Consider the following 14,472-nt stretch of genomic DNA (forward strand, 5'->3'; position numbering starts at 1 on the left):
TCCGGCGGGCAGGGCAGCAGGCTCGCGAACACACTGGGCGGCGGGCGCGGAATGGAGCATGAAAGTGACCCGCTCGGTCGTTCTAGAATCCACGCGTTCATGGCCCGTTCTCTCCGCACCCTCCATGTGTTCCCCGACGCCAGCCGGCGTCAGGCGGCGTTGCGCGCCGAGAGGAACCCTCGGGGCTTGTCGATGGGGACGGACCTGCTCACATGGGAGGAGCTGCTCCATGTCCTGGGAGGCGCGCGTGAGCTGAACCGCCGCCCATGTCCCGCGGTGGGCGCCCGTGCGGTGATGGCGTCGCTGGGGGCACAGCTGGGGAGTACGCCCTTCGGAGACTACGTCCGCGAGCCCGCGTTCGCGCGCGCCGCGCTGGAGGTGGTGCTCGACTTGAAGGCGGGGCGCTTGTCTCCGCGCGAGCTGCAGGACGCGGTGGAGGTCCTCCCGCCCGAGCGGCAGAAGCACATGCGAGTGCTCGCGCGGCTCTACCACTTCTACGAGCAGAAGCTGGCGGAGCTGGGCTTCGCGGACCGCGAGGACGTGATGCGCGGCGCGCGCGAGGCGCTCGGCCGGGGCGCGTGGCCGGTGGGTTGGGACGGCGTGGGGGCGCTGGTCCTCCATGGTGTCTATGACGTGCGCCCCTCGGGCCTCGAGCTGCTCCTGGCGTTGGCGGCGGCGTGTGAGTCGCGGCGCGTGGCGCTTCGAGTGGAGACGCCCGTGGGTGGCTCGCCCGTGGCGGACGCGGCGCTGGCCTCGCTGTTCCGAGCCTTCGAGAACCGGGGCGAGTCCATGCCGCACGTGGACCTCTTCAAGGCGGACGTCACCTTCGAGTCCCGGCCGTTCATCGACCTGGGGCGATTCGCCTTCTCGCCCCGGGCGCCGCGAGATGCGCTGAAGGACGCTCAGCCGCAGCCGCGCGTGTGGAGCGCCGCGACGGCGCGCGACGAGGCCCGGCTGGTGGCGCGAGATGTCCGCAGGCTCATCGCGGAAGGCGCGTCGCCGTCGGACATCGCGATCGCCTATCGCGAGCTGGGCCCGGAGGCCGGGTGGCTGGCGGAGTCGCTGGGCGAGCTGGGGGTGCCCGTGCGCCTGCCCTGGGGTGAGCCTCTCGCATTGGCGGGGCCGGTGCGATTGGCGTTGGAGCTGCCTCTGCTGGTGGAGGACGGCTTCCCCGCGGAGCGTGTCGCGGAGCTCGTGGGCAGTCGCTACGCCCACACGCTGTCTCACGGGGGGCCGGAGTCTCCCGCGAGCCTCTTCGCCCTGGCGGCCGTGCGGGATGACCGGCTGGGTGCGCAGCGCGGGAAGGGGGCCTATGAGGTGCGTCTGGATGGGCTCGCGCGAAGACTCCAGGCGCTGCAGGGGGCGCAGAAGAAGGACGGCCACGAGCGCATCCACGCGGTGCGGGTGTTGCGCGAACGCTGTGCGCTGCTGATTGGCGCGTGCCGTCGCATTCCCGCGGAGGGGACCGTCGAGGAGCTGCTGACCGCGTGGTGGCAGGTGGCGGTCCACCTCGGGTTCTCGAACTCGGAGGGCGTGCTCGAGGCGCGCGAGGACGGTGGTCTGGCGGCGAGGGCCTTGGATGCGCGTGCGCGAGATGACGCCGCTCGCGAGGCGCTCCGGTCTCGCGTCCAGATGCTCCTGCGGACGTTGAAGGCGGTGGGGGGAGGCCCCGTGTTGCGGCGGCGGACTTTCGGGCGCTGGCTGCGCGACGCCATGGCGGAAGCCTATCTGCCGGCCCGAGGCCCCCGAGGCGCGGCGGTGGAGGTGCTCGAAGCGGCCGAGGTGCCTGGACGCTCCTTCCGCCATCTCTTCCTCGCGGGGCTCACGGAGGGGCGCTTCCCCGGGCGTGATGCGCCTTCGCCGCTGTTGGGGGACGCGGAGCGCTCGGCGCTCAACAAGCACCTGGGGCGGGACGTGTTCCGTCTGACGGGCGGCGAGTTCGAGGACCGCGCGCCGTGGCGGCTCACCGAGGACCGGCTGCTCTTCGCCAGTGCGCTCGCCGCGGCGGAGGAGACGCTGAGTCTGTCCTTCGCGATGGAGGGCGCGGGAGGCCAGGAGCAGGTGCCGTCCTCGTTCCTCGAGGAGGTGCGGAGGCTCACCGCGCTGAAGTGGACGCCGCGCTCGCTGCCGCCCATTCCTCCGTTGGACGAGGTGCTGACGGAGTCCGAGCTGCGCCGCTGCGTGGCGTTGGAGGCGCTCGCGCAACCCAAGCTGCGGGTCACCGAGCCCGACGCGGCGGCGCCCTTGCTCAAGCGTCACTTCGACAAGGAGGCTTGGTACTCGGGCGCGCGAGAGCTGTCGCTCGTCGAGGTGGAGCGGCTGGTCTTCTTCGGAGACCCGAACCGGAAGCCCGGGAAGTACACCGGCTCGGTGGATGGGAACACGCTGCGCGAGTCCCTGCGTGAGGCGTTCCGTTTCGACCTCACGCGGCCCTTGTCCGCGTCCGCGCTCGCGCGCTTCGGCAACTGTGGCTTCCAGGGCTTCCTGTCGTACGGGCTGAAGGTGACGGAGCCGGACCGTCCGGGAGAGGAGTTCGACGCGAGAGGGCGCGGCACCTTCTGGCACCGCGTCGTCGAGGAGGTCTTCCAGTCGCTCAAGCAGCACCAGCTCTTGGGCAAGGCGCCGGAGGAGATTCCCGAGGAGGTGCTGGACGCCGCGCTCCAGTCGGCGGTCGCGCACTTCGAGAAGTTCCACCACGTGGGGCATCCCGCGCTGTGGAAGCTGGCGCATGAGCGCGCGCGGGCCATGGCTCGGCGCATCCTCGTGGATGAGCGGCGCGGACTGCCCTTCGAGCGGATGGTGCCGGAGGGCTTCGAGCTCCAGTTCGGTCCCGCGGCGGTGGACGACCGCTGGCGCCACGTCGTCCTTCCCATCGAGGGGGACGCCATCGTCTTCGAGGGGAAGATCGACCGGCTCGACGTGTCGGGCTCGGAGGTGGGCGTCATCGACTACAAGTCCGGGCGCCTGGACAAGAACGAGCTGAAGAAGAAGCTGCTCACGTCCGACTTCCAGTTGCCGCTGTACCTCTTCGCGGCGCGAGAGAGCGGGCACGCGAATGCGCGTGAGGCCGCCTGGTTCTCGCTGCGCACGGGCAACACCATCCACCTGTCGGAGGTCATCCCCGCGCAGGAGCTGGACGAGCTGTTGTCCACGGACCCGGAGGTGCGCGCGAAGGTGGCGGCGAAGGAAGGGGGGCGCAATCTCCCCAACGCGGTGGAGTCGCTGGTGCGCACGTTGCGCGAGGGCCAGTTCGCCGCGAGGCCGCAGGACTGCGGCACCTGCGGCTTCCGCGCGGTGTGCCGCATCACCGAGCGCCGGATGACGGAGGAGGGCGGATGAGCACGGAACCTTCGCTCCTCGCGCTGGAGCGCAACCTCGCGCTGATGGCGGGCGCGGGCGCCGGCAAGACGTACAGTCTGGTGACGATGACGCTGCACCTGCTGGCCGGAGCACGCGAGGCAGGGGCCGCGCTGCGTCCCGCGCGCCTGTGCATGCTGACGTTCACGGACAAGGCCGCGGCGGAGATGCGCTCGCGGGTGCGCCAGCGTCTGGATGGACTGGCGCAAGGTGAGGCGCGGCTGGACCAGGAAGTGGAGCTGCGCGCGTCGCTGGAGCGACTGGAGCGGCCCTTCCCGTTGCCGGAGGTGTGGCGGAAGCTCCGCGAGGAGCTGAACTCGGCCACGGTGGGCACGTTCCACTCGCTCTGCGGTCAGTTGCTGCGGCGAGCGCCCCCGGCGGTGGGCATCGACCCGAGCTTCGAGGTGTTGGACGAGCTGGAAGCCTCCAGCCTCGTGCAGGACGTGTGCGAGCGCGTGGTGTTGGACGCACTCGAGGCGGGTGATGCGCAGGTGCGCGAGCTCTGCCAGGAGCTGGGGTTCTCGGGCTCGGGCTTCTCCGATGGGCTGGTCGCCGCGCTCGTGTCGGTCTACGGCAAGCTGCGCGAGGAAGGCCTGCGTGCCGCGTCCGCCGCCGTGGGGGATGTGGCGGCGGCGCGCGAGGAGTTCGACGAGGCGCTGACGGAGTGCCTGCGGTTGTGCGCGGACGCGCGGGCGCTGGACGCGAAGAGCGAGTGGGGCTCGTTGCTGGGCGCGCTGGAGAAGGCGCTCCACGGGATGACGGCGGAGAACTTCCAGAAGGGAGACCGCTACCCGTGGCTGCGCGCCTGCTTCGCGACGGACACCCGCAACATCGCGCGACTGAGCAAGGGCGCCGCGGGGCCCGTGCGTGAGCTGTACTGGCGCATCTACAAGGCCAAGAGCGGCGGCACGGTGCGCATGCTGGTCGAAGCCTGGGCCGCGTGGCACACCGCGCCCTTCGAGGCGACCTTCCGGGAGCTGCTCGGCCGCGTGGAGACCCGCCACGACGCGGAGTTCTCGCGCCGCAACGTGTTCGACTTCACGTCCTTGCTGGTGAAGGCGAGAGACCTGCTGCGGGACCACCCCGAGTTCCGTCGTCAGGTGCAGGAGCGCGTCGGCGCGCTGCTGGTGGACGAGTTCCAGGACACCAACCGGCTGCAGCTCGAGCTGGTGTTGTTGCTCGCGGAGCGAAGAGAGGAAGGGCCCCGCGAGCTGACGCCGGACGCGGACCTGGTGAGCGCGCTGCCCTTGGAGCCCGCGTTCCTCTGCGCGGTGGGAGACCGGAAGCAGTCCATCTACGAGTTCCGTGGCGCGGACGTCTCCGTGTTCTCGCGGCTCGCGAAGAAGGTCGAGGACGAGGGCGGGACACGAGGCTTCCTCCAGCACAACCGCCGCTCGGTGCCGGGGCTGTTGTCGTTCTTCAACCACGCCTTCGCGGGCATGCTGGTGGCCGCGGACTCCCAAGCGCCGCGTCCGTTCGAGGTCATCTACGTCCCGGAGGAGGATGACCTGTCCCCGGTCCGCGCGTCGCTCACGGAGGCCCCCGTGGTGGAGCGGCTGCACCTGGAGGAGCAGGAGACGGCGGGGGACCTGCGCTGGCTGGACGCGGACTGCATGGCGCGGCGGCTGCGCATCCTCCTGGCTCCGGGCGCGCTGCCCTCGGTGGCTCGGGAGGAGGGCGAAGGGGCGCGTCCCGCGCGCGGTGGCGACGTGGCGATGTTGTTCCGGACCTTCACGCACCTGGAGGTGTACCGGCAGGCGCTCATCCGCCATGGGGTGCCACACCGCGTGCTGCGAGGGCGAGGCTTCTACGGCGCCCAGGAGGTGCTGGACCTGGCCTCGTTGTTGTCGCTGCTCGCGGACGCGGAGGACTCGCTGGCCTTCGCGGCGGTGCTGCGTTCGCCGCTCGTGGGCTTGTCGGACGCGTCGCTGTTCCAGCTCGCGGGAGAGCAGCCGCTGTCGTTGACGTCACCTCGGCTGACGGACCCCTCGGTGCTGGAGGCGCTTCCGGAGCAGGACCGCGAGCGGCTGGAGGGCTTCCTCTCGGCGCTGCCCGCGCTGCGCCGTGAGCGCGACCGCCTGGGCGTGCGTGAGCTGCTGCTCGCCGCGCTGGACCTGACGGGATATCGCGAGGCGCTCGCGGGCTCTCCCTACGCGGAGCAGGCGAGCGCCAACGTGGAGAAGCTGCTGTCGCTCGCGTCGCGTCGTGACGAGCGTGGCACGGGCGGCTGTGTGGCCTTCGCGCGCGAGCTGCGGATGCTGGCCGAGTCCACTCCGAACGAGGCCCAGGCGGACCTGCTCGACGCGGGAGACCCTCGCGCGGTGCAGTTGCTCACCATCCACCGCGCCAAGGGCCTGGAGTGGCCCGTCGTCGTGGTGCCGGGAATGGGCGGCCGTCGTCGGAGCACCTCCGCGCGTGCGCACTTCGAGCGCTCACACGGCATCGCGCTGCGGCCGTGGGTGACCGACTCGGTGGAGAGCTACACGTCCAACCGCTTCGAGGCGGTGAAGCAGGAGCTCAAGTCGCGCGAGGACGCCGAGTATCGCCGCCTGCTCTACGTGGCCCTCACGCGCGCGAAGGACTTGCTCATCCTCTCGGGCGGAGAAGAGCCTCGCTCGGGGAAGGACTCGTGGTGGCATCTCGTCGACGCGCGGCTGGAGGACGTCGCCACGCGTGAGCTCGTCACGGACGTGGATGTCGATGACCTGCCTCCGCCCGCGGACCCCGAGCCACCGGGGCCCGAGGTGCTGGCTCGCGCGGGGGCACGCGTGGAGGCCGCGCTCTTGCGCGTGCGCGGCGGCTCGCTCGAGATGAGCGAGGCCCCTGGGCGCATCAGCGTCCCGGTGGGCGCGGTGCAGGACTTCCTCCTGTGTCCTCGTCGCTTCCACTACGTGCACCGGCTCGGACTGCGAGGCGCGGCGTGGCCGTGGGAGACGCCCACCCGGACCGAGCCGCTCCTCGTCGAGCCCGATGGCTGGATGCCCACGAAGAGTCCGGATGCACTCGTGCGCGAGCTGCTGCGCGGCGCGGACCTGCGGCTGTGCGCGGCACGTGACGTGGATGTGACGGAGCGCCGCGCGCATCTGGAGTCCCTGCTGCGCACGGCGGGGATGCTCCCCGAAGAGGAGGGCATGGAGGCGGTCCTCGGCACCGTCGAGCGCTTCCTCCGCACGGACTTCGCGCTCGCGCTGGCGGAGTCTCCCGCGCGAGGAGTGCATCGCGGCCTGTCGTTCTCGCTCGCCCTCGAAGAGGACGAAGACCTCTCCCTGGAGGGTGAGGTGGATGTTCTGTGGGAGTCACCTCGCGGCGAGGCGGTGTTGATTGCCTACAAGTCGGGTAGCCGACACCCGCTGGGGCCCGCCGCGTACACGCATGAGCTGGCGGCGCTGGAGCTGGCGGCTCGACGGCTGGTGCGCCCGGGCGTGCCCGTGCGTGTGGGCGTGGTGTTCCTCGCCGAGGCGAAGCCCGAGCCCGAGTGGAGAGGGGACGAGGAAGGGCTCGAGGACGCGGCGGCACGGCTCGCCGGGGCGGCTCGGGCCTTGGCCCGAGGGGAGGTCCGTGGCGCATGGTCGGGACGTGAGAGGCCGACCTGCCAGGCCCTGCATTGTGGCTTTTCGGAACACTGTCACCCGGCCCCTTCCGCGTGCTAAGCGGCGGGCACCATGCCGAACGTCGTCGTCATCGGAGCGCAGTGGGGAGATGAGGGAAAGGGCAAGGTCGTCGACCTGCTCACCGAGCATGCCCAGGTGGTTGTCCGCTTCCAGGGCGGCAACAACGCGGGTCATACGCTCGTGGTGGGTGGCCAGAAGACGGTGCTTCACCTGATTCCGTCGGGCATCCTTCACCAGGGCAAGACCTGTGTCATTGGCAACGGAGTCGTGGTGGACCCCGCGGTCCTCGTGGGGGAGATCGACGCGCTCAAGGCGCGCGGCTTCCTCAAGGAGGACGCGCAGCTCCTCATCTCCGACAATGCCCACGTCATCTTCCCGTGGCACAAGCTGTTGGACTCCTTCCGCGAGAAGGCGCGCGGTGGTGCCGCCATCGGCACCACGGGTCGCGGAATCGGCCCGTCCTATGAGGACAAGGTCGCGCGTCGCGGCATCCGCGTGCGGGACCTCCTCAACCCGGACCGGCTGCGCAAGCGCATCGAGGAGCGTCTGCCTCAGGCGCTCGACGAGCTGAAGGACCTGTGCGCCAAGGCCGGGGTGCCCGTGCCGCAGCTCGAGGTTCCTCAGGTGCTGGCGGAGTTCTCCGCCCTGGGTGAGCGCCTCAAGCCCTACGTCCACGACGTCTCCCTGTTCCTGTCGGAGCAGGTGCGTCGCGGCGCGCGCATCCTCTTCGAGGGCGCGCAGGGCACGCTGCTCGACGTGGACCACGGCACCTATCCGTTCGTCACGTCGTCCAACTGCGTGGCGGGCAACGCGGCGGTGGGCTCGGGCCTGGGGCCCACGGCCATCGACAAGGTGATGGGCATCAGCAAGGCCTACACGACGCGCGTGGGCGGGGGTCCGTTCCCCACGGAGCTCAACGACGCGACGGGTGACCAGCTCCGCAAGGTGGGCGACGAGTTCGGCGCGACCACGGGGCGTCCGCGCCGCTGCGGTTGGCTGGATGGCGTGGTGCTGCGCTACGCGGTGCGCGTCAACGGCCTGTGGGGCCTGGCGCTCACCAAGCTGGACGTGCTGAGCGGGCTCAAGTCCGTGCAGCTCTGCAACGCGTACGAGCTGGATGGCCAGAAGGTCACCGAGCTGCCCGGGGACTACGAGGACCTTGCGCGGGTCAAGCCCATCTTCGAGACGCTTCCGGGTTGGGACGAGAAGCTCGCGGGGGTGCGCAGCTTCGAGGAGCTGCCGGAGAACGCCAAGCGCTACGTCCGCCGCGTGGAGGAGATCAGCGGCGTCCCCGTGGTGTGTGTCTCCGTGGGCGCCGACCGCGGTGAGACGGTGCTGATCCAGAATCCGTTCCGGAGCTGAAGCGGGCAGGGTGCACCCTCGGGGGAAACTCCCACCGAGGGTGCGGTAGCGCCGTGACGTCGCCCCCGGTTTCTGCTACGGCAACCGGGAGCCACCCTCTGGGGGACGTCATGGTTTTCGTGCGCAAGTCCGTCATCGCCCTATCCGCGGTGTTGCTGCTCGGCGCGGCGGAGCCGTCCGAGTCCGCTCGGGCCTCTTTTGTCCAGGGCGAGTCCGCGTTGTCCTCGGGCCGGTTGGAGCAGGCCGCCGCCGCGTATCGCGAGGCCCTGTCCGCCACTCCTGGCTATGCCGCCGCGCTCAACGGTCTGGGCAGCGTGCTCTTCCGGCAAGGCCAATTGAAGGACGCCATCGCGCGCTTCCAGGAGGCCACGGAGGCGGACCCCGAGCACAAGATGGCCTTCTTCAACCTGGGCTATGCCGCGCGCAAGTCGAGCGACTGGGCCACCGCGGCCCGCGCCTACTCGCGCTACGTGGAGCTGGAGCCCGCGGACGCGGATGGCTACTACGGCCTGGCGGAGAGTCACCGGTTGCTCGGCGACAGGACGCAGGCGATCGCCGCGTACCAGGGCTACATCCTCCGCGAGAAGCGCCCGGCCGAGCAGGTCTGGGTGCAGAAGGCACGCGGACACCTGAAGGCCCTGGGTGGGGAGCCGCTTCCCGCGAACGCGCAGGTCGAGGACTCGCGCCGCATCGCCGCGCCGGCGGCCTCGGCTCCCGCGGTGACGACGCCCGCGCCCGCTGCTCCGAGCACGCCCGTCGCATCCCCGCCGGAGAAGTCGAACACCCCCGCGCCCGCTGTCGCGGCGGGAGGCGCGCCGCAGGACGTGGAGCGTCCGCAGGAGCCCATTCCCTTCCCGTCGACACGCGCGACCTCGGAGGCCTCTCCGGAGCGCACGCCGAACCCCGCGCTCGCGGCGGCGCGCATCCGCGACGGTGATGCGCTGATGAAGGAGCGCCGCTATCGCGAGGCGGCCTTCGCGTTCCTCGATGCCTCGCACGCGGACTCGGGCCATGTGGAGGCGCTCTTCAAGCTGGGCAACGCGCTGGCGGTGCTCGGCTACTACGGGCAGGCCGTGGAGAAGTGGGAGTCGGTGAGCCGGCTGACGCAGGACGCCACCATTCGCCAGAGCGCGCAGGACAACATCACGCGGGCCCGCGCGAAGCAGGCCCAGGTGGGGACCTCTCCTCAGGCGGCTGGGTTGGCGCCGGGCTCGGGTCCTGTCGCGGACACGACGCGCGCCCAGGCCCGGAGGGCGTACGAGCAAGGGGTGCAGCGCATTGGCGCGAAGGACTTCACCACCGCGCTGACGCACCTCTCCCAGGCCATCCAACTGGAGCCCATGCTGGCGGTGGCCTACACCGCGCGCGGCAGCGCGAACATCGGCCTGCGCCGCTATGCGGAGGCCGCGGCGGACTATCAGTTCGCGTTGGAGCTCGAGCCCCAGTCGGCCTCGCCGCTGTATGGACTGGCTGAATCCTACCGCGCCCTTGGGCGCAACGCCGAGGCCCGAGGTCTCTACGAGCGCTACGCCGCCTCGTCCGCCGCGGACGTACGGCCCCAGCTCCAGGAGGAATCTCGACAGAAGGCGTCGAAGCTGCGTTGACCGGCTGCCAGGCGGCCGCCAGTGCAGGTGGACCCTGTCAGGCCCAAGCACTAACTTGGATGCATGACCGGGCGCGACGCGGAGATGGACGGACGGCAGGTCTTTCGCCCTCGTCGTGGCCTCGCGGTCGCGATGGCGGTGGCGGGTCTGCTCTGGGTGGGCGTCCTGCTCTACCTCTTCAAGTTCGAAGGGGTGCCGCTGAAGACCTTCCTGTCAGCGGGCTTCTTCATCCTCTTCTTCGCTGTCTCGCTCACCTACTACGCGCGAACACTCATCGTGGTGGATGCCCGAGGCATCACCTACCGCGGCATGGTCCGCACGCGACGCCTGGCCTTCTCCGACATCCGCAATGTCGACGTGTTGCCGGGACCCGTCACTGTCTACGCCATTCGTGGACAGTGGGGATTCGTACACTTCACCAGCTTCTTCCGGCATCACCAGACATTGGCTCGGATTCTCGTGGAGCGTGCCGGGCTGGGCCCGTTGCCTGGGTGACTACCCCGTCGTCAGCAAGTAGGTGACGACCAGGCCCGCCAGCGCCGCCGTGCCTCCCAGCGCGACGAGCCACCACTCTCCACGGGAGATGCGTCGCTTGGGGGGAGCCGCCGGGGGCTCGCTCTCCGGCGTGGCGGGAGTCTCCGGTGGGTCCTCCAGGGGCGCCTGGAATCGCAGCAACGTGCGGCCCAGCTCCACCACGTCGCCGTCCGTCAGCGGCATCTGCTCCCGCACCCGCTGCCCGTTGACGTACACGCCATTGGGGCTCCCGAGGTCCTCCAGCGTGAAGACACCCTCGTCATGATGGATGCGTGCATGGTTTCGAGACACGGACCTGTCGCGCAGTCGCAGCGTGGCTTCCTGACCTCGGCCCAGCTCCGTGAGGGACTCCGCGAGCGCGTGAGTCCGTCCCACGTCCAGGCCCGTCAAGCAGGTGAGGGTGGCCGCTCGGGAGGGGGTGGGGGCATCGAGTCCCGTGAGCATTCCCTTGAGCACCGCGAGCGTTCCAAGGCCTCGGTCCGTGGGGACTTCGGGGAGCACGCTCAAGGCCATCGTGTCGGGCAGGCCCACCACCTCGCCTGGGAGCACCAGCCGCGACACGCCCGGTGGCACGAGCACTCCGTTGACGTTGAAGGTCCGGGAGGCCTCCACCATGAGGCGGGGACCCTCGATGTGCAGGGTCAGGAGGTTGGGGGGGAGGGCCTCCAGCCGGACATGGTCTTCGGGTCCACCGCCGAGCAGGTGGTGTCCCTCGGGAAGCTCGAACGGGGTGGTGGTGCCCAGGTGTTGGAATTCGAAGCGCATGGCCCTCGTGCCGGAGCAACCGGTGGACCGTCCTGGGTGCCCTCCGGATTCGCGCGCTTACCGGGTGGGGGCGTCTCGAACCCGTGAGACCCCATCCTCGCCGCGAGACGGGCTGGGGCCGGGGCTTCACGCGGCGGGGGCGGAGAGCTGTGCGCCTTCGGACAGTCGCGTGCCTGGGTACACGGACACGCCGGAGCCGTCGGCGACGAAGGCCGAGGCGGGAGTGCCACGCAGGAAGGGGACGAAGCGGTCGCCGTACAGCCGCGACACGTCGCAGTCGAACGTCGCGTCCTCCGCCTGCCACACGGACCAGCGCGGGTGCTCCACGCGGTACTCCGCGCAGCCGCCATCTCGCTGCGGCGTGTAGCCCCAGTAGTGCTCGGTGATGAACTCTTCCTGGGAGCCCTCGGTGCTGGAGAGGGGCGTGCCACGCGTGTGGGCCGCGAGGCGGTGCCACTGGCCCCCGTGCTTCCAGGCGTATTCCACGCGCCCTCGCGTGCCCTGCTCGGCGCCCTGCATCTCGACGCTGTGGCGCATGGGCAGCGCGAGGTACGGCTCGTTGTAGAGGACGCGGGCGACGGTGGCGATGGCCCAGCGAGGGACGAGCTCGCGCACGAAGGCCACCCCGCGCCGCCAGCCTTCGGGGCCCCGGTAGCGCACGTAGTAGCGCAGGTTGACCTCGTCGAAGTCGCGGTGGAACGGCACCGCGAGCCCCCGCACGCGCGTGTCCAGGAAGCGGAAGCCCACCATGCTGGCGAAGGCCTTGCCTCGCCACGTGTCCAGCTCGGTGCCGCGAGGGACGAGGGGCGCGAGGACCTGGGGGTCCACCTCGTAGTTCAGCATCAAGAGGTACCGCCACGTGGCCGTGAGGAAGGGGCGCATGAGGACTTCGTAGCCGCAAGGCGGGCCGTGTGTCTCGAGGACTGGCGCTGCGTCGGGGCTTCGGCTTACGGGAGTCGGAAGCCGAGGTTGGACCCCCCGCGCGCTCAGCGCTGCAACGTCGGCTGGGTGGTGGCCTGGGTGGCTGTCACCACGGGGCCCTTGGGGGCTGCTTGAATCTCGTAGTCCACGTGGGCCTCGCGCGAGGGACAGCAGAGCGGGTCCTCGGCGGAGTAGCGGCGCACCGTGGCCGTGAGGTTCCTGGCGTCGAGGATGTGGACCTCGCCCATGGCGCCGTCGAAGCGGTCCGACATGGGCTCGGGTGACAGCGTTCCCGCGAAGCGCCCGTTGACGAAGACGAAGACGTGGAAGCCCATGGCGCGGCACATGCCATCGCCCTCGGCCGCGGCGGTGATGACCTCCGTCGTGTCGAAAATCTTGAGAGGACCGAGCAGCGTCCATCCCGCCTTCATCAAGGCCCGGTCCGATGCGGTGGTGGGCTTGCGCGCGAGCTTGGCGCAGTCTCCCGTGCGCAGGGACTGGCCGTTGCCCTGGGGGGCCTTGGGGAGCGGGCTGTTCGGCTTGTTCCAGGTGGGAATCGGCTGGGTGTCCACCCATGCGGAGCCCGTGGACACGGGGGCCTCGGGGGTGGGGGCTCCCAGGGAGACGAGCGGGAGCAGCACGGCGCAGAGCAGCGTGGGCATGCGGTGTCGCGACATGGGCGGACCTCCGGGAGGTTCGATGTGCCGGATGAAGATGGCGCTGGCGGTGGGCGGATGGGACGGCCTGGGCGCGGCCGGGCAGGTGAGCGCAGGGACGCCCGAGCTTGCCGTGTCGACGAACACACCCACGCGTGGGCATGAAGCTCGCTAGGATGCCCGCCGCCGATGCGCACCTCATCCCTCGTTCTTCTGCTGACCCTGTCGAGCCTGGTGACGGCCTGCCGCGATGAGCAGGCAGGTCCCAAGCCGCGCACGCAGCGCTTGCCCGAGCCGGCCCAGGCCCGCCTCCTGGACGCCGCACCGTCGGACCTGACGTTCCGCGCGGGCACCACCTTCGCTGAAGGCGCGGTGGTGTACCTGGGCTCGAAGGTGACGCCGCCGAATGCCGCCCCGGGAGAGGAAGTGCGTCTGTCGCACTACTTCCAGGCCCGACGTCCGCCGCCCCAGGGCTATGGCTTCTTCGTCCACGTGGTCGACGAAGCGGGCGGTGGGATGCTCATCAACGCGGACCACGAAGTGCAGAACGGCGCCGCGCCCCTGGCCTCGTGGCCCGTGGACAAGGTCGTCGAGGATGTCCACAGCGTGCCCATGCCCGCTGTGCCCGCGCGAGTGATGCTGGGCTTCTGGCGCGGGGATGCGCGGCTGCCCGTCGACGAGGCCTCCGCGCAGGACGGCGCCCATCGCATGATGGGCCCTCGGCTCGGGGGCAACGCGGCCGCGGAACTGCCCGAGTACCTCGTGCGCCGGGCGAGCGCCGCTCCCACCATCGACGGTGTGTTGGACGACGCGGCCTGGAAGTCGGCGTCGCCCGTGGTGCTGCGCGGCAGCTTCGATGGACGCGAGGTCCGGCTTCGCACCGAGGCGCGGCTCGCGTACGACGATGAGTTCCTCTACGTGGCCTTCGACGCGGAGGACCCCGACGTCTGGGGCACGCTGCTCAAGCGGGATGACCCCATCTACGAGCAGGAGGTGGTGGAGATCTTCCTCGACGCCAACGCGGATGGCCGGACGTACAACGAGCTGCAGGTGTCACCCCACAACGTCAACTTCGATGCGTCCTTCGTCGGGCGCCGTCAGGGGATGGATGTGTCGTGGGACTCGGGGATGAAGTCGGCCGTGAAGGTGCGAGGCACGCTCGACGATGCCTCCGACAAGGACGAAGGCTGGTCCGTGGAGATGCGCATTCCGTTCGCGCGGCTCTCGGAGGTGCCCCACATCCCACCGCGCCCCGGGGACCGCTGGCGCTTCAACCTCTACCGCCTGGAGCATCACGGGCGTCGCACGGTGGAGGGGCAGGCCTTCTCGCCGCTCTTCGTGGGCGACTTCCACGCGCTGCCTCGCTTCGCGTGGCTGACGTTCCAGTAGGGCAGGGCTTCGTCGCGCTCAGCCGTGCGGCGTGATGGACCACTGGGCATCCGCCACGGACCGCTCCGCGGGGTCCCCGAGGAAGCGGAGGAACCCCTGGAGCTCCAGCGTGTCGATGAGCTCCTCGGCCTCTTGTTGGGAGTAACCCTTCAGGTCCACGAGCATGTCGCGCATGAGCGACTTGCCACGCAGGTAGCCCACGGGCTCTCCAGGGCCGAGCGCGTCTTTCAGGTCCGCGGTGAGTTGCCGCAGGTCGATGTCCTCGGGATTCAT

The 14,472-nt window shown here is 70.5% G+C and carries 10 protein-coding genes; 6 read left to right on the forward strand and 4 right to left on the reverse strand.

Annotated elements, in window-relative coordinates; all coding sequences use genetic code 11:
- Positions 1-99: 99 nt before the first annotated feature.
- The 5 genes from MYSTI_RS14865 (at position 100) to MYSTI_RS14885 (ending at position 10,429) form a co-directional block, all read left to right on the forward strand.
- The gene (locus MYSTI_RS14865; protein ID WP_015348585.1) at positions 100-3,339 is read left to right on the forward strand and encodes a PD-(D/E)XK nuclease family protein; all 3,240 of its coding nucleotides are present in this window, start codon (positions 100-102) and stop codon (positions 3,337-3,339) included.
- A complete protein-coding gene (locus tag MYSTI_RS14870) occupies positions 3,336-7,007 on the forward strand; it encodes a UvrD-helicase domain-containing protein (RefSeq protein ID WP_015348586.1) in 3,672 nt (1,223 codons plus the stop codon). The genes MYSTI_RS14865 and MYSTI_RS14870 overlap by 4 nt, the downstream gene beginning before the upstream one ends.
- Positions 7,008-7,019: 12 nt before the next feature.
- Complete coding sequence (locus tag MYSTI_RS14875) at positions 7,020-8,330, forward strand: adenylosuccinate synthase (protein ID WP_015348587.1); 1,311 nt, start codon at positions 7,020-7,022, stop codon at positions 8,328-8,330.
- 110 nt (positions 8,331-8,440) lie between these two features.
- The gene (locus MYSTI_RS41355; RefSeq protein ID WP_015348588.1) at positions 8,441-9,934 is read left to right on the forward strand and encodes a tetratricopeptide repeat protein; all 1,494 of its coding nucleotides are present in this window, start codon (positions 8,441-8,443) and stop codon (positions 9,932-9,934) included.
- A gap of 63 nt (positions 9,935-9,997) precedes the next feature.
- Entirely contained in the window at positions 9,998-10,429 is a 432-nt protein-coding gene (locus MYSTI_RS14885) for a PH domain-containing protein (protein ID WP_015348589.1), read from the forward strand.
- Here the strand turns inward: MYSTI_RS14885 and MYSTI_RS14890 are convergent, their stop codons facing one another.
- The 3 genes from MYSTI_RS14890 to MYSTI_RS14900 form a co-directional block, all read right to left on the reverse strand.
- Positions 10,430-11,233, reverse strand: a complete 804-nt coding sequence (locus tag MYSTI_RS14890; protein WP_015348590.1) for an FHA domain-containing protein — start codon at positions 11,231-11,233, stop codon at positions 10,430-10,432.
- Positions 11,234-11,359: 126 nt separating this feature from the next.
- A complete protein-coding gene (locus MYSTI_RS14895) occupies positions 11,360-12,115 on the reverse strand; it encodes a YqjF family protein (RefSeq protein WP_015348591.1) in 756 nt (251 codons plus the stop codon).
- A 104-nt stretch (positions 12,116-12,219) separates the two neighbouring features.
- Positions 12,220-12,831, reverse strand: a complete 612-nt coding sequence (locus MYSTI_RS14900) for an LppP/LprE family lipoprotein (RefSeq protein ID WP_015348592.1) — start codon at positions 12,829-12,831, stop codon at positions 12,220-12,222.
- 168 nt (positions 12,832-12,999) lie between these two features.
- Between MYSTI_RS14900 and MYSTI_RS14905 the strand changes: the two genes are divergently transcribed.
- The gene (locus MYSTI_RS14905; protein WP_015348593.1) at positions 13,000-14,199 is read left to right on the forward strand and encodes a carbohydrate-binding family 9-like protein; all 1,200 of its coding nucleotides are present in this window, start codon (positions 13,000-13,002) and stop codon (positions 14,197-14,199) included.
- A gap of 18 nt (positions 14,200-14,217) precedes the next feature.
- Here the strand turns inward: MYSTI_RS14905 and MYSTI_RS14910 are convergent, their stop codons facing one another.
- Positions 14,218-14,472: a hypothetical protein gene (locus tag MYSTI_RS14910; protein ID WP_015348594.1), complete on the reverse strand. Its 255-nt coding sequence runs from the start codon at positions 14,470-14,472 to the stop codon at positions 14,218-14,220.

Source organism: Myxococcus stipitatus DSM 14675 (genome assembly GCF_000331735.1).
Lineage (GTDB): Bacteria > Myxococcota > Myxococcia > Myxococcales > Myxococcaceae > Myxococcus > Myxococcus stipitatus.